We start from the raw sequence: 19,810 nt of genomic DNA on the forward strand, positions 1-19,810 counted from the left end.
GCACGGGAACCGGCAGCGCATCGACGTCAGCCCTTGGCCTTGGTCAGCGCCTGATCGAGCAGAGTGATCGCCAGGTCGATCTCTTCGTAGCTGATGTCCAGCGACGGCGCGAAGGTGATCACGTTCTTGTACCAGCCACCCACGTCGAGCACGAGGCCCATGCGCTTGCCGTCATGCAGCAGGTCACCGGCCAGGCCGATGTCGACCATGCGATCCAGCAGTTCCTTGTTCGGGGTGTAGCCGTCGGTCTGGCAGATCTCGGCGCGCAGGGCCAGGCCCAGGCCGTCGACGTCGCCGATTTCCGGGTGGCGCTTCTGCAGGCCACGCAGGCCGTCGAGGAAGTACGCGCCCTTTTCCGGCACGGTGCGCTCGTAATCCATTTCCTTGCCCAGCTTCAGCACTTCCAGGCCCAGGCGGGTGCCCAGCGGGTTGGAGTTGAAGGTGGAGTGGGTGGAGCCCGGCGGGAACACGGTCGGGTTGATCAGCTCTTCGCGCGCCCACAGGCCCGACAGCGGGTTCAGGCCGTTGGTCAGCGCCTTGCCGAACACCAGCACGTCAGGGGTCACGCCGAAGTGCTCGATCGACCACAGCTTGCCGGTGCGCCAGAAGCCCATCTGGATTTCATCGACCACCATCAGGATGCCGTACTTGTCCAGCACGCGCTTGAGGCCGGTGAAGAAGTTGCGCGGCGGAATGACGTAGCCGCCGGTGCCCTGGATCGGCTCGACGTAGAACGCGGCGTATTCGGCCTGCCCGACCTTGGGATCCCACACGCCGTTGTACTCGCTTTCGAACAGGCGCTCGAACTGCCACACGCAGTGGTCGGAATACTCGTCCGGGGTCATGCCCTTCGGGCGACGGAAGGGGTACGGGAACGGGATGAACATCGCGCGCTCGCCGAAGTGGCCGTAGCGGCGGCGGTAGCGGTAGCTGGAGGTGATCGACGACGCGCCCAAGGTGCGGCCGTGGTAGCCGCCCTCGAAGGCGAACATCAGGCTCTTGCCGCCACGCGCGTTGCGCACGATCTTCAGCGAGTCTTCAATGGCCTGCGCGCCGCCGACATTGAAATGCACGCGGCCGTCGAGGCCGAACTTCTCGTGCATGTCCACGGCAATGGTCTTGGCCAGCTGCACGCGGGTCGGGTGCAGGTACTGGCTGGCGACCTGCGGCAGGGTGTCGATCTGGTCCTTCAGCGCGTCGTTCAGGCGCTTGTTGCTGTAACCGAAGTTGCAGGCCGAGTACCACATCTGCAGATCGAGGTAGGGCACGCCCGCGCCGTCGAACATGTAGCTGCCTTCGCCGCGCTGGAAGATCTTCGGCGGGTCGACGTAGTGGACGGTATCGCCGAAGGAGCTGTAGCGGGCTTCGTCGGCCAGCAGCTGCGCATCGGAGGCAGCGGCGTCGGCGTTCTTGTCAAAAATGTTCATGCAGTTCGGTTCCGTGAAGGACGTTCGAAAGGGGGCAACGGGGAGCGGGTCTGGAAGGGAGTGCTCAGGCGGTGGCCAGCAGGGGCAGTACGATGGGCTGCGGGCTGGCGTCGAAATGACGTGGCTGCAGCAGGCTGCCATCGAGCAGGCGCGGCAGCAGCGCGACTGCATCGTGGAAGGTGTCGATGGCGGCGTGTTCGATGCCGGCCTTCGTGCAATGGGTGATCAGGCGGCGCTTGGCGAACACGAAGTCGGCGTCTTCAGAGACGCAGAAGTCCGAGCTGCCATCGCCGATCATCAGCACGCGCGGTGCTTGGTTTGCGCGCGCCTGCGCAGCGCAGGTGCACTTGCAGGTCCCGCTGCGGCAACCTTCGGCCTGGTAGGGCGATTCCAGTTCCCAGTGGTCCCCGCACCAGCGCAGGTGGTTGGCCACCACCGGCAGTCGCGACAGACCGTGGTTGGCGAGGATGCGGTGGATCGCATAGCCCAGGCCATCACTGACGATGCGCAGCGGCACGCCCAGTTGTTCGGCGCGGCTGACAAAGTCGGCGAAGCCCGGATCGATCTGTACCTGGTCCAGGTGGGCGTCGAGCGTGGCCGGGTCCAGCTTCAGCAGCCTGACCTGGCCCTGCATGCATTCACGCGAGCCGATCTTTCCCGACTTCCACTGCTCTTCCAGTTCCTGCCAGCCCGGCTGGCCGTACTTCTCCAGCAGCGAGTCGATGACATCTTCGAGGCTGATGGTGCCGTCGAAGTCACACAGGATGCTCCAGCGCATGGGCAGGTCCGTCGATGAAAGAAACGTCCGGCGCGATGCCGGGGCAGGCTCAATGTAGGCAGGCAGCCTTTCTCGTTCCTTTCCTGTTGAAAGCCTTCATTTCCAAGCGGGGAAAGCGTTCAGGAATGATCTTTGTGAATGGGCCGATTGCCCGGGAATACCCGCTTTCAGAGCTGCGCGTCAGCCAATGCCTGCAGAATTTCTGCGGTCTCTTCACGGGTCTGCCAGGCGCTGTTGCCAAGGGTCAGCATGCGTGCGGCGAAGTCGCGCGCGTTGGGCACGTCGGCCTGCGGCACGATGCCTCGCAGATAGGCGTAGTCGGGCAGGGCATGGATGAACATGCGGCTGGCGCCGAGACCGCGTGGCCACAGGTTCTTCAGCGCAGCATCGCGCGCGCGCTGGCTGGGCAGCAGCAGCATCAGCATCGGCCAGGTGCCGCCGGTACCGGCCAGCCCATCGACCACGTCCACCGCCGGCAGCTGTGCCAGCTGCACACGCAGCTGCAATGCACGCAGGCGTCCGGCCTGCAGGAAGGCAGGCAGCCGCCGCGCGGCATGTGCGCCGATGTTCTGCCGCCACTGGCTGACCCGGTGCTGCGGGATGTCCAGCGGGAAAATGTCACCGACCGCTTCTTCCAGATCGCCGCGTTGCAGTGCACTGCGCAGTGGATTTCCGTACACCAGCGACAGCAGCGAGGGTCGATAGCAGGCTGCGAGCCCGAGCAGCTGCACACTGCGAAGCAGCTCCCAGCGCAGGCTGAAACGCACCTGTTCGGCGGCATGTTCGGCCAGCGCGGCGCGCAGTTCGTCGTCGCGGCTGACCAGCAGGCCGCCTTCGTGAAGGCTCAGTCCCTTGCCGGCGGCCAGGCTGAAGAAACCGATGTCGCCGCGCAGGCCGACACTGGTGTTGCCAACCCGTGCACCGAGTGCCTGTGCGGCATCTTCGATCACCCAGGCACCGGCGCCGCGTGCGACCTCGCAGGCCAGCTCGACGTCGGCGATGCGACCGCCCAGATGGGTGGGCAGGATCGCCAGCGTGCGCGCATCGGCCAGACGCCTGAGCTGGCCGGGGTCGAAGTCGAAATGGTCGCGTTGGGTATCGCACAGCTGCACCCGCAGGCCCAGGCTGTGCACCGCGATAGGCACCAGCGGGCAGGTATAGGCCGGCATGATCACGGTGTCGCGCTTTGGTGCACGCTTGCGCAGCGTACGCAGCGCGATCAGCAGTGCGTGGGTACCGGAACAGGTCAGCTGCAGAGGGGGTGTGCCGAGCTGGCTGGCCAGGATGTCGCGCAGGTTGCCGCCACCGGGAAGGAAATCGCTGGCCTGCATCGGCAGGCCCGCCGTCGGTGGGAGCTCGCGCGCGAACAGGCTCATCGTGGTGCGCTCACGACGTGCTTTCGGCCGGGCTGTGCGGGTCGTCGGCCTCCGCGCGGCCGAGGCAGACGATGCCGGCCACGATCAGTACTGCACCGAGCAGATGGTGCAGGGTCAGCGGCTCGTTCAACAGCCACGCCGACAGCAGCAGCACGCTGATCACTTCCAGGTGCGAGGCGGCGAATGCGGGGCCGATCGGCGCATGCCGCAGCAGGCTCATCCAGGTAAAGAACGCACCCACGTAGCCGAGGATGGCGCCGTACACCCACGGCTGCGACAGCACGCGCAGCAGCCACGCGGTGTTGGCCTCGACCGGCAGCGCGGCATCACCGGCGTACTTGAAACATAGCTGGGCCAGCGTGTCGAAGGCCATCAGCAGCGGGAAGCCGATTACATACAGGCGCCTCATGAGCCGGCTCCCACCACCGCCACGCCTGCGGTGACCAGCAGCATGCCCGTCACCCGCAGCGGCGTGAGCTTTTCGCGGAACAGGAAGCGGCCAGCGATCATCAGTGCGACGATGTTGATCGAGCCCAGCAGCACGCCCTTGGACAGCGGAACCAGCGACAGGAACGCGATCCAGGCGACGAACTCAAGCACATAGCAGGCGATGCCGATCCACAGCCAGGGACGGCTGAGCATGTGTTTCCAGCGTTGCAGTCCTTCGCCTTCCTGCGGATCGCTGGCGGCGGCCTTGAAGGCGAGCTGGCCACCGGTATCGAGTACCACATTGGCCAGCCACAGCAGCGTGGCGAGTGCCCCCATTTCAGGCCACCGCCTTGAGGACGCCACTGCGTTCACCGATCTCGGTGAAGAAGCGCGCGCTGCGGCGGATCACGTCGCGGCGTTCGCGGTCGATGGTGATCATGTGGTAGCTGTCTTCCAGCACCACCAGTTCCTTCGGGCCGCTGACCCGCGACATCACCAGTTCGGCATTGCCCATGCTGGCCACGTCGTCTTCGCGGGCGTGCATCACCAGGCACGGCGCGGTGACCTGGTGCAGGTGGCGGCGGGTCCAGTTGCTCAGGGCGCGCATCTCGGCCAGCGCGTGCCAGGGGTTGCCCGGAAGGCCGGCCGCCGCGCTGTCGCCGGACAGCATGGCGGCACTGACCTGCGCGCGCAGTCGCTCGTCACGCAGGCCGTAGGGCGGTTCCTCCATGAACATGCGGTCGCGGCCGATGTTGAAGCGCTTGAACCACGGCAGCAGGAACGAGAAGCGGGCCACGGCGGGGATGTTCCAGCCGTCGTAGCGGAAAGTGGCGCCGTATACGCCGACCCCGGAGACCCACTCCGGGCGACGTGCAGCCAAGGCCAATGACAGCACCGCGCCCATCGACAGGCCACCGACGAACAGCTGGTCGACCTTGCCGCGCAGGGTTGCCGCCGCATCTTCCACGCCCTGGTACCACTGTTCCCAGGTGGTTGCCAGCAGATCATCCACGCTGCCGCAATGCCCGGGCAGCTGCACGCCGTGCACGGTGAAACCGGCGTTGTTCAGGCCCTTGCCCAGCATGCGCATTTCCGCGGGGGTGCCGGTCAGGCCATGGACCAGCAGCACGCCCTGTGGGCCACCGGGGAGGAAGAATTCGTGCGATTCGGTCACCTGGCGGCTCCGTGACGGCAGTGGGGATGGCAGGATCGCAAGCGCGATTTTCGCCAGCCTTTCAGCGCCCCGGACCGGGTCAGGGCGCCTTCAGCAGCGGCAGCGTGATGGCGACCTTCAATCCGCCGCCGGGGCGGTTCAGGAAGCTCAGGCGGCCGCCGAAGTGCTCCACCGCCTCGTGCGCGATGGCCAGGCCGAGGCCGGTGCCGCTGGCAGCGGTGCCCGGTGCCCGGAAGAAGCGCTCGCCCAGCCGTGGCATCACGTCGTCGGGCACGCCGGGGCCGTTGTCTTCCACATACAGTTCGACATCATTGTCGTCCAGCGCGTGCACGCCCACCGTGACGGTCGCATTGCGGCCGGCATAACGCAGGGCGTTGTCGATCAGATTGTCCAGCGCTTCCTGCAGCATGGCGCCGTTGCCGAGTACACGCAGCGGATGGGGGCTGCCGCGGTAGCCGAGGTCGATGCCATCACGGATCGCCTCCGGAACGCGCGTGCCGACCCACTGCGGCACCAGCTCGCATAGATCCAGCGCCTCCACGGTATCGGGCACGGTCTGCGCCCGGCTCAGCGCCAGCAGCTGGGTGCTGACCCGGGCAGTGCGCTGGTTGAGCCGGCGGATGTGCTGCAGCGCCTCGCGCACCGTATCGGGGTCACCATGTGCCAGCGCCTGGTCCACGTGCAGGGCCATGCCCGCCAGCGGCGAACGCAGCTGATGCGCGGCATCGGCGATGAAGCGGTTCTGCAGGGTGATCATTTCCGCCTGGCGGGCAAACAGGTCATCGATGGTGCTGATCAGGGGCTGGATCTCCTCCGGCACGTCGGCATCGGAGATCGGTGCCAGTTCGCCGCGGCGCTGCGCCAGGCGGGTCCTCAGCGGGGTCAGGATGCGCAGGCCGTAGGTCACGCCGAACCAGACCAGCGCCGCGGTACCCAGCGCCAGCATGGTCATCAGCGGGATGATGATCATCAGGATCTCGCGCGCGCGCTGTCGGCGGTCGGCCATGCTCTCGGCCACGGTCACCGCCAGCTGGTCCTGCGGATCATTCATCGCCTGCGTGCAGACCGTGGCCATGCGCACCTGCTGGCCATTGAGGTTGCCGTCGTACAGCGCCGGATGCACACCGGTGCAGTCCTGCGAAGGGGCGTACGGACTGAAGTCGGCATTGCCGCTGAGCGTACCCATGCGGCTGCTGTCGACGTTGAAGTAGCGATGGCCGTCGGGGTCGTACTCGATCAGGAAGCGTGCCTGCGGCGACAGGTCGCTGGTCACCGGCATGGTGCTCAGCATCTGCGCGAACGAATGCGTGTCGTCGATCAGGTTGCGGTCGTGGATGCGGTTGGAATAGTCCAGCGCAACGTAATAGGCCAGGATCGTGTTGAAGGTGAGCAGGCCCAGCATCGGCAACGCCAGGAAGGCGAGCAGGCGCCGGCGCAGGCTGGGCGGTCCACTGATCACGAGGCGTTTTCGTCCTGCGCGTCTTCCAGCATGTAGCCCAGCCCGCGCACGGTGCGGATCCCCATGCCGCCGGGTTGCAGCTTGCGGCGCAGGCGGTGCAGGGCGATGTCCAGGCCGTTGTCGGTGAGGTCCTGGCCCCAGTCGCACAGCGCTTCCACCAGTTGCGCGCGCGATACGATGCGCTCGGCGCGAACCGCCAGCGCGGACAGCAGGCCGAATTCCCGCGCGGTCAGTTCCAGTGACTGATCGTCGATCCACACCCGATGCCCGGCCAGGTCCAGGCGCAGGCGACCGATGCGCAGATCCGGGTTGCCATTGCTGGTTACCCGCCGCAGCTGTGCGCGAACACGTGCTTCGAATTCGTCCAGTGCGAACGGCTTGACCAGGTAGTCGTCGGCGCCGAGGTCGAGCACACGCACGCGCTCGGCCAGGCCGTCACGGGCGGTGACCACCAGCACCGCCAGGCCATCGCCGCGCTGGCGCAGGCGCTGCAGCACGTCGCGGCCGTCCAGCTGCGGCAGGCCCAGGTCCAGTACCAGCAATGCGTACTGGGTCGAGCCCAGGGCAGCGTCGGCGTGCGCGCCGTTGTCGACGTGGTCGACCACATGGCCCTGCCGGCGCAGCGAGGCGCACAGGCCGGAGGCGATATCCGGGTCGTCTTCAGCAATCAGAACGCGCATGCGCGGGGCTCCTGTAACAGTCAGGCCCACCGGATGGACGGGGCGGGCCTCTCTCGGCTGCCGAGGGTAGCCGCAAACCGGGGGAAGGTGGAGCGCGCCGCCGCCACCGGGCGCGGCGGCGCTTTCCGTCCATTCAGTCCTGCAGGCCGGGCTCGCCCTCCGCCAGCGGCACCCGCGAACCGTCCAGCAGACCACGGCTGAGTTTGCCATCTTCGATGAACAGCAGTTCGCCGTTCTCGCCGTTCTTGATGCTGCTGTCGATGGCGATCACGCGGTCGCCGTGGAAGCTGCTGACGTGCGGCATCGAAGTGTGGCCGACCACGATGCGCGCGAGCTGCAGGCGGTCGAGCACGGCCTGCACACCCGCCGTGTCGAGGCGGCCATCGAAGTAGCCGCGGTACCAGATCGGGCTGGTCTTGCCGTCATACAGCGGTGCGGTGGCCGGGTCGGCCTTCACCTCGGCCTTGGGCAGGCCGAGCGAGGCCTGGTAGGCCGCGTTGGTGCGCGCCGGGTCCAGTGCCAGCTGTACTGCTTCGGGCGAGATGCCGCCGTGCAGGAACAGGGTATCGCCGATCTTCAGCAGCACCGGGCGGGTGCGCAGCCACTGCCCGATCACCGAATCGGCACCGTACAGCTGCGGGTAGCTGCGGCCCAGCAGCTGGGCGCTGCGCAGGTACTTCGGGTTGACGTAGCGCAGGTCGTCGTACAGCACCATGGTCTCGTGGTTGCCGAGCACGAAGTGCACTGCGCCACCGGCGGCGGCCGCCTGCTGCTGCAGGCCGTACAGCAGCCAGAAGGCCTCGGTCACCTGCGGGCCACGGTCGAACACATCGCCGGCGATGACCAGGGTGTCCTTGCCCAGCGCCCAGCGGTCCTGTGCGTCGATGATCTGGTGGGCACGCAGCAGGCGCACCAGCAGCCCGTACTGGCCATGGATGTCGGACAGCGCAACGATGCGCGGCACGGCCGGCAGCACCGAGACCGAAGGTGCATTCGGGGCAGCCACGTGCACCGTGTGCTCGTAGCCGCAGCGCGGGGCGATATCGGTACCCGCGGCCTGCGTAGCAAGCGTGTGCGACTCGACCTTGTCGTCGCAGATCCATGTGGCCTGCAGCCGGTCGCCCTGGCGGAACACATAGGGACCATCGGCCTGCACGTGATCGGCGGGCGCGGCAACCTCGCGGGCCTGCGTGGTTGCTGTGGCGCAGGCCAGCAGCGGCAACAGCAGGGCGGTCAGCAGGGAAGGGCGATCGCGCGACATCGGCGGCATCCAGCAGCGGAAAGACCCGATGCTAACCGGCGCGGGCGTTCGTCGGTGTGCGCGAATGGGCGGGTCAGGTGTCGCGCCCGTCATCCCTGAGCTTGCGCACGCGGGTGGCGATGGGCTGAAGCGGCTGGTCGTCGCGCCCGCGCGGCTGCATGTAGGGCAGCGGCCGCCGCGTCGCCAATTCGATCAGCTGTGAATGGGCTTCGCCTGCACCGAAGCAATGGCGCTCTCCCCACTGGCGCAGTGCGACCAGCAGCGGGAACAGTTCCTGGCCAGCGACGGTCAGCACGTACTCCTGGTAGGCCGATCCATCGGAGGCCGGCTGCAGCTGCAGGATGCCGGCCTCGACCAGCCGGCGCAGGCGGTCGCTGAGGATGTTGCGCGCCGCGCCGAGGCTGCGCTGGAAATCTCCGAAGCGGGTGATGCCGTCGAACGCGTCGCGGATCACCAGCAATGCCCAGCGGTCACCGAGCAGGTCGGCACTACGGGCTACGGGGCAGGGGCTGTCGGCGTGCATGCTGGTATCTCCGAATGTGGTTGCAGTTTAAAACCAATGGCGATAGCCTGCATCTGGTTTCAAAGTGCAACTACAAATGAGTGCCGCATCTCTTCCACGCCCGCTGCTGGTCCTGCTTGCGATTGCCGCCGGTGCCAGCGTTGCCAATGTCTACTACGCGCAGCCGCTGCTGGACCCGCTTGCACGCGCCTTTGCGCTGGACCGGGCCGTGGCCGGCGCGGTACTGGCGGCCACCCAGGCCGGTAGCGTGCTGGCGCTGCTTGGGCTGCTGCCGCTGGCGGACCGCAGCGACCGGCGAGGCCTGCTGCGGCTGCAGCTGATTGCACTGGTGCTGGCCCTGTTGTGGCTGGCGGCGTCACGCACGGCGAGCTGGCTGTTGTCGGGCATGCTGCTGGCCGGCTTGCTGGGTACCGCGCTGACCCAGGGCCTGATCGCCTATACCGCAGTGCTGGCACCGCCCGAGCAGCGCGGTCGAATGGTCGGTGTGGTACAGGGCGGCGTGTTCATCGGCCTGCTGCTGGCGCGCGTGGTGTCCGGTACGGTGGCGGCGGCCTTTGGCTGGCAGAGGGTCTACCTGCTGTCAGCGGTGGTGATGGCGGTGTTGGCGGCGCTGCTGTGGCGGCGCCTGCCCGCAGTACCGGTGCCGTCGGTCCCTCCACGCTGGCGCGAGCTGATGGGCTCGATGCTGGGCATGCTGCGCCGCGATCGAACGCTGCGCGAGCGCGGGCCGCTGGCATTGCTGCTGTTTGCAGGCCTCAATGTGTTCTGGGCGGCGGCACCCTTGCCGCTGTCCGCACCGCCGCTGCACTGGTCGACGGCGACCATCGGTGCGCTCGGCCTGGCCGGCGTGGTCGGTGCGCTGATGGCAGCGCGTGTCGGCCACTGGATGGACCGTGGTTTGACCCATCGGGTCAGCCTCGGTGCGATGTTGTTGATGCTGGTCGCGTGGTGGCCGCTGCTGGGCCTGCCGCAGTCGCTGTCCTTGCTGCTGCTGGGTGTGGTCGTGCTCGACCTCGGCGGCCAGGCACTACATGTCTCGAACCAGGCACTGCTGCTGCGTGCACCGGCAGAACAGCATGGGCGCCTGGTGGCGTTGTACATGCTGTTCTATGCGGTGGGCAGTGGTGCAGGCGCGGCGGCGGGGCCCTGGATGCAGGTGCGGCATGGCTGGCCCGCCGTGTGCCTGCTGGGGGCAGGCATCGCGCTGCTGGCGCTGCTGTGGTGGGCAGCGTGGCGGGTGGTGGCGTTCAATGCATCGGCTGGCGCGCGAACCGGTAGAGTCGACTGTTAGTCGACTGCTCTTCCGTCAGCTTGCAAAAAACCCCGCGCTGCGCGCGATAGTCGACTGGCAGTCGACTCTACCCCTGGGTTGCCGTCCGCGTCGGGCTACCGCTGCAATGCCCGCCGTCCCGGTGCTTCCTGTAGTGCCTCGCTGGCTACCACCACGCGGTTGCGGCCGCTGCGCTTGGCCTCGTACATCGCGGCGTCGGCACGTGCCATCAGCCGCTCGTAGTCCGGATGACCATCGTGACCGGCCACGCCGATGCTGGCGGTCAGCTCCAGCACCTGGCCATTGGCCAGTGCTACCGGCGACTGTGCGATCTGCCGGCGCAGGCTCTCGGCGATCACGGTCGCCTGCGATTCGCTGGCGGCCACCAGCACCACCACGAATTCTTCGCCGCCATAGCGGAACAGGTAGTCGCTGCCACGCGTGAGCTGGCCGAGCAGGCCGGCCACGTGCTGCAACGCGCGGTCGCCGGCATCGTGGCCATGGCCGTCGTTGATTGCCTTGAAATGATCCAGGTCGAGCAGCAGCAGCGAGAACGGTGTGCGGTTGCGCGTGGCCAGCTCGATTTCCCGACGCAGCACGGTGGGCAGGAAGCGACGGTTGAGCAGGTTGGTCAGCGCGTCGCTGCCGGCATCGAGTTCACCGATGCGCTCGAACAGCAGTGTCATCAGGGTGCGGATGGCGGCCAGGTCCTCGCGGATGGCCGGCAGCACCGCCAGTCGCTGTGCCGGGGCATCGCCGCTCGCGCGCTGCAGGTGGCCGTCAATGCGGGCCATCAACTTGCCCACCTGCTGCGTTTCGCTGCTCTCGCCGAAGCTGGGGATGCCCTTGTGGGTGAACCACAGGCCGAACTCCGAGGTGGCCAGGCTGGCGTTGTCGCTGGCCTGCACATGACCGGCGAGTGCGTACAGCAGGGCGTTTTCCCAGTCCAGCAGCAGTGCACGCTGGCGCTCTCGTTCGGTACCGACGTTCTGTACCAGCGAGAAAAGCCGGTAGGCGGCGTCGGCACGGGTGGAGCGCTCGCGCGCATGGGTATAGGCCAGCGTCATGCCTTCCATGGCGATGTCCATGATCGCGCTGAGGCAGGCGATGGCAGCGAATGCGGTCGCGCTGTCGGGTGCCTCGTCGCGCAGGCGCACGAACAGCTCGTGCTTGAGAACGCGCGCACCGCGGGTGACCAGGTCGACCGGGATGCCGACCCGCGCATGTACGTCGCCGATCACCCGCTGCGAGGCGACGGTGGTGGCGATGCCGGAGGCGTCAGTGGTCAGCAGTTGCACCAGCCAGCGCTGCATGGCCGGCTGCAGGCGCTGCTTGACCTGGTCGTGGGACAGGAAACGGCGTGCACGCCCGTCCTGCAGCAGCACTTCATAGAAGCGCTGGGCCAGCGCGGGTGGGGCATCGGTGGCAGCGCACTTGAGCAGCGCGGTGGCGGCAGGGCCGGCCTGCAGCAGGCACTGCTGCCAGGCCTCGGCCAGCGGCTGGCTGGCATCGTCCAATTGGGGTGGTTCCACGTCGATCTCTGACTGCGTACGGCAAACCACGGGTATCGGCCGCGACGGCGTACGGTTGATGGCGGGTTAGCCGGCCAGTTTACGCGCGGTGCAGGGTTGCACGGTGCGCAAAGCACATCGCCATGGCTGCGGCAATGAGCTAACGCATTTGAGAATCAATCGCATTGGTGGGAGAATGCGCGCACGGATCGGGCCGCAGGCGACTGCAGCGACGCTCCGCCTCCCCTCGTCGTTGCCTCAAGCCCTTTGCCAGAGGCCCCGTAGCCCTGCCAGAAGGTCCAGATCATGTCTCCTGCCGTTGTCCTTTCGCCGCGCCCGCTGGCGCTTGCCGTTGCCGCCCTGCTGGCGGGAAGCGCCCTGACCGCCCAGGCCGAAACCGAGGCCACCGATATCGACACGGTGCACGTCACCGCCTCGCAGATTGCGCGCCAGGCGTTGGGCACTTCGACCATCACCGCCGAGGACATCGCCAAGCGCCCGCCGGCCAACGACATCGCCGAACTGCTGCGCACCATGCCGGGCGTCAACCTCACCGGCAACAGCGCCTCCGGCCAATACGGCAACAACCGCCAGATCGACCTGCGTGGCATGGGCCCGGAAAACACCCTGATCCTGGTCGACGGCAAGCGCATCGGCGCGCGTGATGCCGTGCGCATGGGCCGCAGCGGTGAGCGCAATACCCGCGGTGACACCAACTGGGTGCCGGCGGAAATGATCGAGCGCATCGAAGTGCTGCGCGGCCCGGCGGCGGCACGCTATGGCTCGGGTGCTTCCGGCGGCGTGGTCAACATCATCACCAAGCGCCCGACCGGCGATCTGACCGGTGCGGTCGACCTGTATGGCCTGGTACCCGAGCACAGCGCCGAAGGCGGCAGCGAGCGCGTCGGCCTGCAGCTGAGCGGGCCGATGACCGACACCCTGTCGTTCCGCCTGTACGGCAACCTCAACAAGACCGACGCCGACTCACTGGACCTCAACCGCCAGTACGCCACCAACCCGAACGCGGTGCCGCCAGCCGGCCGCGAGGGCGTCAAGAACCGCGACATCAATGCGCTGCTGCGCTGGGACGTGACCGCCAACCAGGTGGTCGAGTTCGAAGCCGGCACCAGCCGCCAGGGCAACATCTATGCCGGCGACCGCGCGGTCAGCACCACCGGCACCTCGACACCGATCGATCTGGCGGCCCTGGCCGAGCAGCAGGCCGAGACCAACCGCATGTACCGCACCACTGGCGCGGTCACCCATCGCGGCCGCTGGGGTGATGTGACCTCGCGGGTAACGGCTGCAGTGGAAGCGGTGAACAATTCGCGTATCAACGAAGGCCTGGCCGGTGGCCCGGAAGGCAGCTTCAACGGCACCGACTGGTCGACCTCGCGCCTGCGCAACTACCAGCTGGACGGCGAAGTCAGCTTCCCGACCACGCTCGGTGGCGCCGAGAACATCTGGACGCTGGGCTTCGAGTACCTCGACAGCCGCCTGACCGACCCGTATTCGATGAGCCAGTCCAGCAGCAGTGGCGGCGGCATCCCGGGGCTGTCGGCCGATCGCGCGCGCGGCAAGGCCGATGCGCAGACCACGGCCGTGTTCGTGGAAGACAACATCTACCTGGGTGAGCGCTGGATCGTCACGCCGGGCCTGCGCTTCGACCACCACAGCCAGTTCGGCAACAACACCAGCCCCAGCCTCAATGCGCAGTTCCGCATCAACAGCGACTGGGTGGTGAAGGGCGGTATCGCCCGTGCATTCAAGGCACCGAACCTGTACCAGTCGAATCCGGACTATCTGTATTACACCCGTGGCAATGGCTGCCCGAATGCACTGCCGAGCCTGGGCGCCGGCTGCTACATGCGTGGCAATGCGGACCTGAAGGCGGAAACCAGCCTGAACAAGGAACTGGGCATCGAGTGGGCGCCGCAGAGTGGCTGGCAGGCGTCCCTGACGTACTTCCACAACGACTACAAGGACAAGATCCAGGCCGGCTACACCCAGATCGGGCTGACTGCCGATACCAAGGGCCGCATCTTCCGCTGGGAGAACGCACCGAAGGCGATCGTGCAGGGGCTTGAGGGCAACCTGGTGATTCCGCTGCTCGGGGAGCAGGGCAACCGGCTGAAGTGGAGCAACAATTTCACCTACATGGTGGAGAACGAGAACAAGAGCACCGGCCAGCCGCTGTCGGTGATTCCGAAGTACACGATCAACACGATGCTGGACTGGCAGGCCACCGACAAGCTGTCGCTGCTGCTGACCGGCACGTTCTATGGCAAGCAGAAGCCGGCCACCACCAACATCAACAATGATCCGCGCTGCACCGGCACCTGCGACCCGTCGATCGCGCTGCAGGATCGCGGTTCGTACAACATCTGGGGCGTGAGCGCGCGCTACAAGGTGACCGAGACGGTCAGCTTCGGCTTCGGTGTCAACAACCTGGCCGACAAGCGCCTGTTCCGCGAGGCCAACAGCAGCGACGCTGGCGCGGCGACCTACAACGAGCCGGGCCGCGCCTACTGGGCCAGCCTGCGTTTCGGCTTCTGATCTCTGGCAGGCGTCGTTCCCCCGGGCTCGCCAGGCATGGCCTGGCGTTACCGGGACGGGCATGCCACACCGGTGGCGCCGGGCCATGCCCGGCGGCAACGGAGCTGCACGCCTGCAATGTTATAAACACCGTGATAGTTTCCCCACGGCCGCCAGCGTAGCCTGCCTCCATCGCAAAGGAGCTGTTGCCATGGGCCACGACCACGATCACCTGCCATCCGAGATCCGCCACGAGAAACCCTTGTGGTGGGCGCTCGGCCTGACCTCCACCTTCCTCATCGTCGAGGTGGTGGGCGCGTTCTGGACCAACAGCCTGGCGCTGCTGTCCGACGCGGCGCACATGGCCACCGATGCACTGGCACTGATGATCGCGCTGGTCGCGGTACGGCTGAGCCGTCGCCCGCCGGACGCGCGCCGCACCTACGGCTATGCGCGCCTGGAAGCGCTGGGCGCGATGATCAACGGTGCGATGCTGTTCGTGGTCGCCGGTTACATCCTGTGGGAGGCCATTGGGCGTTTCCGCGAGCCGCAGGAGATCGCCTCGTCGGGCATGCTGGTGATTGCCGCAGCAGGCCTGGTCATCAATCTGATCTCGATGCGCCTGCTGCAGGCCGGCAGCGGCGAGAGCCTCAACGTGAAGGGCGCCTACCTGGAAGTGTGGGCGGACATGCTCGGCTCGGTGGCGGTGATTGCGGGTGCGCTGTTGATCAAGTGGACCGGCTGGAAACCGATCGATCCGATCCTGGCGGTACTGATCGGCCTGTGGGTGCTGCCGCGCACCTACGTGTTGATGCGTGAGGCGATCAACGTGCTGCTGGAAGGCGTACCCAAGGGCATGGACGTGGCCAGGGTGCGCGACAGCCTGTCCGGCCACGCTGCAGTGCTGGACGTGCATGACCTGCACGTGTGGGCGCTGGCCTCCAGCACGCCGGCGCTGACCGCGCACATCGTGATGCGCGATGGCACCGATGCCGACGCGCTGCGCCGCGAGCTGGGCGCGCGCCTGCACGATGACTTCGGCATCGAGCACGTGACGCTGCAGATCGAAGCGGACCACTGCGGCGAAGCCTGTGGTGAACCGGCGCCGGCCAAGGGCGGCGAGCACGAGGGCCATGAGGGCCACGACCACGGCGAGGACGCGCAGGGCCATCGCGGCCACGTGCATCGTTGAGTGGGAAGTGCGGGCACGCCGGTTGGGCGAAACCGACCGGGCGAAACCGACGGGGCGAAATCGCCTTGGTAGAGTCGACTGTCAGTCGACTGCTCTCCGCGAGGCTGAGGCAAATCCCGCGCTGCGCGCGATAGTCGACTGGCAGTCGACTCTACCCAATCGTTCCGACGCGATCGCGCAGTCTGCATCCGTCCAGAGCAGCGAAAGTCATTCGTCCCGTCGGGACGCCAGCCGATCCGCCAGCCGGGTCGGCTCCGGCAGCCGGTAACCGCGCAGTGTGCGCTGCACCCAGTCCAGCGCGGTATCGGCACTGACCCGATGGCCGCCGGCCACGAACAGCGGCTTGCAGCGCACCTTGCTGCGCAACACCCAGCCCAATTGTTCATCGCCATCCAGCAGCGGCGTATGTGCACCGGCCTCGGCGCCCGGTTCGACGAACCGGCCCACCAGTTTCGACTTGGCCACGCCGATGCTCGGCAGGTCGGTGACCACGCCCAGATGCGCGGCCACGCCCAGTCTGCGCGGATGGCTGATGCCGTGGCCATCGACGAACACCAGATCCGGCGCCCGCGGCAGCAGCGCCAGCGCGGCCAGCAGTGCCGGCAGTTCGCGGAAGCTGAGCAGGCCGGGGATGTAGGGCATCACCGTAGGAATCCGCGCGATCTCCTGCGCCACGGGCTGCAGCGTCTTCGCATCCAGCAGCACTGCCGCGGCGCGGGTGATCGCGCCGTTGTCTTCAAAGCCGACATCCAGCCCGGCCAGCCAGCGCACGTTGCGTGGCAGGCGGTCCTGGCGTTCCACGCGGCCGGCAAGCAGGGTCTGCTGCGCTCGGGCAGTGGCGACGCTGCCTTCCCAGCGTCCGGGGTCGATCACCGTATTCATTGGCCACAGCATCGCATGCGCGGTGCCACGGCCCGGTGAGCGGCGCCCGGGGCTACAATGGCGGCCTGCCTTTCCTCGCGTTGGAGACCCTGCAGTGACCCGTAAACTCGTACTGTTGCGCCATGGCCAGAGCCAGTGGAACCTGGACAACCGCTTCACCGGCTGGGTCGATGTCGACCTCACCGAGCAGGGGCGCCGGGAAGCGGCCGCCGCCGGTCGCCTGATGCGCGAGGAAGGCCTGCAGTTCGACGTCGCCCACACCTCCGTGCTCAAGCGCGCCATCCACACGCTGCAGGGTGCGCTGGCCGAACTGGAGCAGGACTGGCTGCCGGTGAACAAGTCCTGGCGCCTCAACGAGCGCCACTACGGCGGCCTGCAGGGCCTGGACAAGGCCGAGACCGCCGCCAAGCACGGCGAGGACCAGGTCAAGGTGTGGCGTCGTTCGTACGACATCCCGCCACCGGCCATGGACCTGGAAGATCCGGGCCACCCGATCCATGACCGCCGCTACGCCGGCCTGGATCGCAACGCGCTGCCGGGCACCGAATCGCTGGCCACCACCCTGGACCGCGTGCTGCCGTACTGGCATGACGCCATCGCGCCGCAGCTGAAGGACGGCAAGACCGTGCTGGTCACCGCCCACGGCAACTCGCTGCGCGCCCTGTACAAGTACCTCAACAACGTCTCGCGCGAGGAAATCCTCGAGCTGAACATCCCGACCGGCATCCCGCTGCTGTTCGAACTGAACGATGATCTGACCGTGCAGTCGTTCCGCTACCTGGGCGACCCGGAAGCGGCGCGCAAGGCCGCTGAAGCCGTGGCCAACCAGGGCAAGGCGAAGTAAGAAGCAGAAGGCCGGCGCAAGCCGGCCTTCGCTTTTTGTAGAGTCGAGCCATGCTCGACTGCTGTTGGCCTCTTGCCGCAAGCGCCATGAACCCGGAACGGAGAGCAGTCGAGCATGGCTCGACTCTACAGAAGGGCGTCCTGTGACCTTTGGCCGGTCCCTGTCGTGGGCGTCCCCGGCTACCCTGTGAAATTACCCGCAGGAGAGCCTCATGAACGTCCGCAACCTGGTCCCGCTGGGCCTGACCATCGCCATCGCTGCCTCGCTGGCGGCCTGTGGCAAGAATGAAACCGCGCCGGCGGCCAGCGCCGACGCCAAGCCGGCCTTCGACCTGTCGCAGATCAAGACGCCGCTGATCTCGCTCAACAGCGCCGACCTCGATCCGGCCATCTCGGCCTGTACCGACCTCAATGGCTTCGTCAACAGCAAGTGGCTGAAGGCCAACCCGGTGCCGGGCGACCAGACCACCTGGGGCAGCTTCGAGATCCTGCGCGAGCGCTCGCTGGAAGTGCAGCACGCGCTGGTGCAGCAGGCCGCCGCCAGCCAGGCCAAGGCCGGCTCGGTGGAAGCCAAGATCGGTGACATCTGGAAGACCGGCAACGACGAAGCGAAGATCGAAGCGGCCGGCCTGGCACCGCTGCAGCCGCAGCTGGACAAGATCACCGCGCTGAACGACACCGCCGCCATCACCCAGTACCTGCGCGACAGCCAGGCCGAGGGCAAGGGCGTGCTGTTCTCGCTGTTCGCCAATGCTGATTACAAGGATTCGGCCAACGTCATCGCCTACGTCGGCCAGGGCGGCCTGGGCCTGCCGGAGAAGGGCTACTACTTCGACGACGCGCAGGCCAAGATCCGCGATGCCTACGTGGCCTATATCGCCCAGGTGCTGACCCTGTCCGGCGTGGACGCCGCGCAGGCGGCCGAGCAGGCCAAGGCCGTGATGGCCTTCGAAACCCGCCTGGCCAAAGCCTCGATGTCGCGCATCGAAATGCGTGACCCGGCCAAGCGCTACAACCCGCTCAGCGCCGCAGACGCCGACAAGCTGACCCCGAACTTCAGCTGGACCGCGCTGTTCGACACCCTGAAGGTGCCGGCCGCGCAGAAGTTCTCGCTGGCGCAGCCGGGCTTCTTCGGTGAAATGGACAAGATGCTCGCCGATGTGCCGGCCAGTACCTGGCAGGCCTACCTGCGCTTCCACACCATCGACGACGCCTCGCCGTACCTGAGCAGCCAGTTCGAGAAGGCCAACTTCGATTTCTATGGCACCACCCTGCGTGGCCAGAAGGAAATGCAGCCGCGCTGGAAGCGCGTGCTGGAGTCGGTCAACGGTGGCATGGGTGAAGCCCTGGGCCAGCTGTACGTCGATGCCGTGTTCCCGGCCGAGTCGAAGGTGGCCATGCAGCACCTGGTTGAAAACCTGTCGCAGGCGCTGAAGGCACGCCTGGAGCAGCTGCCGTGGATGGGCGAAGAAACCAGGAAGAAGGCACTGGAAAAGTGGGCCAGCTTCACCCCCAAGATCGGTTACCCGGACAAGTGGCGTGAGTGGACCGGCCTGCAGACCAACGGCGACAGCTACCTGGGCAACATGCAGGCGGCGCGTGCGTTCAACTACCGCTACATGCTGGACAAGATCGGCAAGCCGGTGGACAAGACCGAGTGGGGCATGACCCCGCAGACCGTCAATGCGTACTACAACGCGACCAAGAACGAGATCGTGTTCCCGGCGGCAATCCTGCAGGCGCCGTTCTTCGACGCCAAGGCCGACCCGGCGCTGAACTACGGCGGCATCGGTGCGGTCATCGGCCACGAAATGATGCACGGCTACGACGACTCGGGCAGCCAGTTCGCTGCCAACGGCAACTTCGACAACTGGTGGACCGACGCCGACCGCAAGGCCTTCACCGAACGTACCGACCAGCTGGTCGCACAGTTCGATGGCTATGAGTCGGTGCCGGGCGTGTTCGTGAAGGGCAAGCTGACCCTGGGCGAGAACATCGGCGACCTGGGCGGCCTGACCGTGGCCTACGACGCGCTGCAGATGGCGCTGAAGGAAGACCCCAAGGCGAATGTCGAAGTTGATGGCCACAGCCAGGACCAGCGCTTCTTCATGAACTGGGCCACCGTGTGGCGCCGCAACTTCACCGACGGTGAGCTGCGCGTCCGCCTGAACACCGACCCGCATGCGCCGGCCAACTTCCGTGCCAACGGTGCGCCGTCGAACATGCCGTCCTTCGCTGCGGCGTTCCAGTGCAAGGCTGGCGACGCTATGGTGCGTGCCGACGACAAGCGCGTGGTGATCTGGTAACCGATCGCCCGTGATGCGTGATGCGAAAGGCCCGGCGAAAGCCGGGCCTTTTGTCTTTCTGGCCGGTCGCGAGGAGCGGACTGGTAGAGTCGACTGTTAGTCGACTGCTCTTCGTTCAGATCGAGAAAATCCCGCGCTGCGCGCGATAGTCGACTAACAGTCGA

Annotated in this window: 17 protein-coding genes; 5 read left to right on the plus strand and 12 right to left on the minus strand. The window is 66.9% G+C overall.

Annotation, left to right across the window (positions count from 1 at the left end; genetic code table 11):
• Positions 1-26: 26 nt before the first annotated feature.
• The 10 genes from R1H25_RS02800 to R1H25_RS02845 all read right to left on the minus strand — a co-directional run bounded on the left by R1H25_RS02800 (position 27) and on the right by R1H25_RS02845 (position 9,107).
• Positions 27-1,427, minus strand: coding sequence for an aspartate aminotransferase family protein (locus tag R1H25_RS02800; RefSeq protein WP_006425764.1), 1,401 nt, complete (start codon positions 1,425-1,427; stop codon positions 27-29).
• Between the two features lie 64 nt (positions 1,428-1,491).
• Complete coding sequence (locus R1H25_RS02805) at positions 1,492-2,205, minus strand: MtnX-like HAD-IB family phosphatase (protein ID WP_317222611.1); 714 nt, start codon at positions 2,203-2,205, stop codon at positions 1,492-1,494.
• A gap of 167 nt (positions 2,206-2,372) precedes the next feature.
• Positions 2,373-3,581, minus strand: a complete 1,209-nt coding sequence (locus R1H25_RS02810; RefSeq protein WP_317222612.1) for a DegT/DnrJ/EryC1/StrS family aminotransferase — start codon at positions 3,579-3,581, stop codon at positions 2,373-2,375.
• Positions 3,582-3,591: 10 nt separating this feature from the next.
• Positions 3,592-3,990 (minus strand): multidrug efflux SMR transporter, encoded by a 399-nt coding sequence (locus R1H25_RS02815; protein ID WP_049446815.1) that lies wholly within the window; start codon positions 3,988-3,990, stop codon positions 3,592-3,594.
• A complete protein-coding gene (locus R1H25_RS02820) occupies positions 3,987-4,346 on the minus strand; it encodes an EamA family transporter (RefSeq protein WP_012479558.1) in 360 nt (119 codons plus the stop codon). Before R1H25_RS02820 ends, R1H25_RS02815 begins: the two co-directional genes overlap by 4 nt.
• 1 nt (position 4,347) lies before the next feature.
• A complete protein-coding gene (locus tag R1H25_RS02825; RefSeq protein ID WP_317222613.1) occupies positions 4,348-5,184 on the minus strand; it encodes an alpha/beta fold hydrolase in 837 nt (278 codons plus the stop codon).
• Positions 5,185-5,263: 79 nt separating this feature from the next.
• Positions 5,264-6,643: a sensor histidine kinase gene (locus R1H25_RS02830; protein ID WP_049446810.1), complete on the minus strand. Its 1,380-nt coding sequence runs from the start codon at positions 6,641-6,643 to the stop codon at positions 5,264-5,266.
• Positions 6,640-7,323 (minus strand): response regulator, encoded by a 684-nt coding sequence (locus tag R1H25_RS02835; RefSeq protein WP_049446809.1) that lies wholly within the window; start codon positions 7,321-7,323, stop codon positions 6,640-6,642. The genes R1H25_RS02830 and R1H25_RS02835 overlap by 4 nt, the downstream gene beginning before the upstream one ends.
• A gap of 133 nt (positions 7,324-7,456) precedes the next feature.
• Positions 7,457-8,584: a metallophosphoesterase gene (locus tag R1H25_RS02840; protein WP_317222614.1), complete on the minus strand. Its 1,128-nt coding sequence runs from the start codon at positions 8,582-8,584 to the stop codon at positions 7,457-7,459.
• Positions 8,585-8,657: 73 nt separating this feature from the next.
• Positions 8,658-9,107: a helix-turn-helix domain-containing protein gene (locus R1H25_RS02845; protein WP_317222615.1), complete on the minus strand. Its 450-nt coding sequence runs from the start codon at positions 9,105-9,107 to the stop codon at positions 8,658-8,660.
• 76 nt (positions 9,108-9,183) lie between these two features.
• Between R1H25_RS02845 and R1H25_RS02850 the strand changes: the two genes are divergently transcribed.
• Positions 9,184-10,398: an MFS transporter gene (locus R1H25_RS02850; RefSeq protein ID WP_317222616.1), complete on the plus strand. Its 1,215-nt coding sequence runs from the start codon at positions 9,184-9,186 to the stop codon at positions 10,396-10,398.
• Positions 10,399-10,493: 95 nt separating this feature from the next.
• On the opposite strand, the gene R1H25_RS02855 is transcribed toward R1H25_RS02850, so the two are convergent.
• Entirely contained in the window at positions 10,494-11,909 is a 1,416-nt protein-coding gene (locus tag R1H25_RS02855) for a diguanylate cyclase (protein ID WP_049447011.1), read from the minus strand.
• Positions 11,910-12,194: 285 nt separating this feature from the next.
• Between R1H25_RS02855 and R1H25_RS02860 the strand changes: the two genes are divergently transcribed.
• Entirely contained in the window at positions 12,195-14,444 is a 2,250-nt protein-coding gene (locus R1H25_RS02860) for a TonB-dependent siderophore receptor (RefSeq protein WP_317222617.1), read from the plus strand.
• A gap of 190 nt (positions 14,445-14,634) precedes the next feature.
• Positions 14,635-15,615 carry a cation diffusion facilitator family transporter gene (locus R1H25_RS02865; RefSeq protein WP_317222618.1) on the plus strand — a complete coding sequence of 327 codons (981 nt, stop codon included), beginning with the start codon at positions 14,635-14,637 and terminating at the stop codon, positions 15,613-15,615.
• 207 nt (positions 15,616-15,822) lie between these two features.
• On the opposite strand, the gene nfi is transcribed toward R1H25_RS02865, so the two are convergent.
• Positions 15,823-16,497, minus strand: coding sequence for a deoxyribonuclease V (gene nfi / locus R1H25_RS02870; RefSeq protein ID WP_317222619.1), 675 nt, complete (start codon positions 16,495-16,497; stop codon positions 15,823-15,825).
• Between the two features lie 94 nt (positions 16,498-16,591).
• Here nfi and gpmA point away from each other — a divergent pair, with 94 nt between their 5' ends.
• Together gpmA and R1H25_RS02880 are read left to right on the plus strand one after the other, a co-directional pair.
• The gene (gene gpmA / locus R1H25_RS02875; protein WP_019337589.1) at positions 16,592-17,341 is read left to right on the plus strand and encodes a 2,3-diphosphoglycerate-dependent phosphoglycerate mutase; all 750 of its coding nucleotides are present in this window, start codon (positions 16,592-16,594) and stop codon (positions 17,339-17,341) included.
• A 211-nt stretch (positions 17,342-17,552) separates the two neighbouring features.
• Positions 17,553-19,646: a M13 family metallopeptidase gene (locus R1H25_RS02880; RefSeq protein ID WP_057500130.1), complete on the plus strand. Its 2,094-nt coding sequence runs from the start codon at positions 17,553-17,555 to the stop codon at positions 19,644-19,646.
• Positions 19,647-19,810: the final 164 nt, after the last annotated feature.

It is taken from the genome of Stenotrophomonas veracruzanensis, assembly GCF_032911525.1.
In the GTDB taxonomy this organism is placed as follows: Bacteria; Pseudomonadota; Gammaproteobacteria; order Xanthomonadales; family Xanthomonadaceae; genus Stenotrophomonas; species Stenotrophomonas africana.

Excerpts from the sequence above, each read along its gene's own strand:
- R1H25_RS02840 (WP_317222614.1), bottom strand. The coding sequence starts at position 8,584 with ATGTCGCGCGATCGCCCTTCCCTGCTGACCGCCCTGCTGTTGCCGCTG.
- nfi (WP_317222619.1), bottom strand. The coding sequence starts at position 16,497 with ATGAATACGGTGATCGACCCCGGACGCTGGGAAGGCAGCGTCGCCACT.
- R1H25_RS02810 (WP_317222612.1), bottom strand. The coding sequence starts at position 3,581 with ATGAGCCTGTTCGCGCGCGAGCTCCCACCGACGGCGGGCCTGCCGATG.
- R1H25_RS02880 (WP_057500130.1), top strand. The coding sequence starts at position 17,553 with ATGAACGTCCGCAACCTGGTCCCGCTGGGCCTGACCATCGCCATCGCT.
- R1H25_RS02820 (WP_012479558.1), bottom strand. The coding sequence starts at position 4,346 with ATGGGGGCACTCGCCACGCTGCTGTGGCTGGCCAATGTGGTACTCGAT.
- R1H25_RS02835 (WP_049446809.1), bottom strand. The coding sequence starts at position 7,323 with ATGCGCGTTCTGATTGCTGAAGACGACCCGGATATCGCCTCCGGCCTG.
- R1H25_RS02800 (WP_006425764.1), bottom strand. The coding sequence starts at position 1,427 with ATGAACATTTTTGACAAGAACGCCGACGCCGCTGCCTCCGATGCGCAG.
- R1H25_RS02845 (WP_317222615.1), bottom strand. The coding sequence starts at position 9,107 with ATGCACGCCGACAGCCCCTGCCCCGTAGCCCGTAGTGCCGACCTGCTC.
- R1H25_RS02860 (WP_317222617.1), top strand. The coding sequence starts at position 12,195 with ATGTCTCCTGCCGTTGTCCTTTCGCCGCGCCCGCTGGCGCTTGCCGTT.
- R1H25_RS02865 (WP_317222618.1), top strand. The coding sequence starts at position 14,635 with ATGGGCCACGACCACGATCACCTGCCATCCGAGATCCGCCACGAGAAA.
- R1H25_RS02850 (WP_317222616.1), top strand. The coding sequence starts at position 9,184 with ATGAGTGCCGCATCTCTTCCACGCCCGCTGCTGGTCCTGCTTGCGATT.
- R1H25_RS02805 (WP_317222611.1), bottom strand. The coding sequence starts at position 2,205 with ATGCGCTGGAGCATCCTGTGTGACTTCGACGGCACCATCAGCCTCGAA.
- R1H25_RS02815 (WP_049446815.1), bottom strand. The coding sequence starts at position 3,990 with ATGAGGCGCCTGTATGTAATCGGCTTCCCGCTGCTGATGGCCTTCGAC.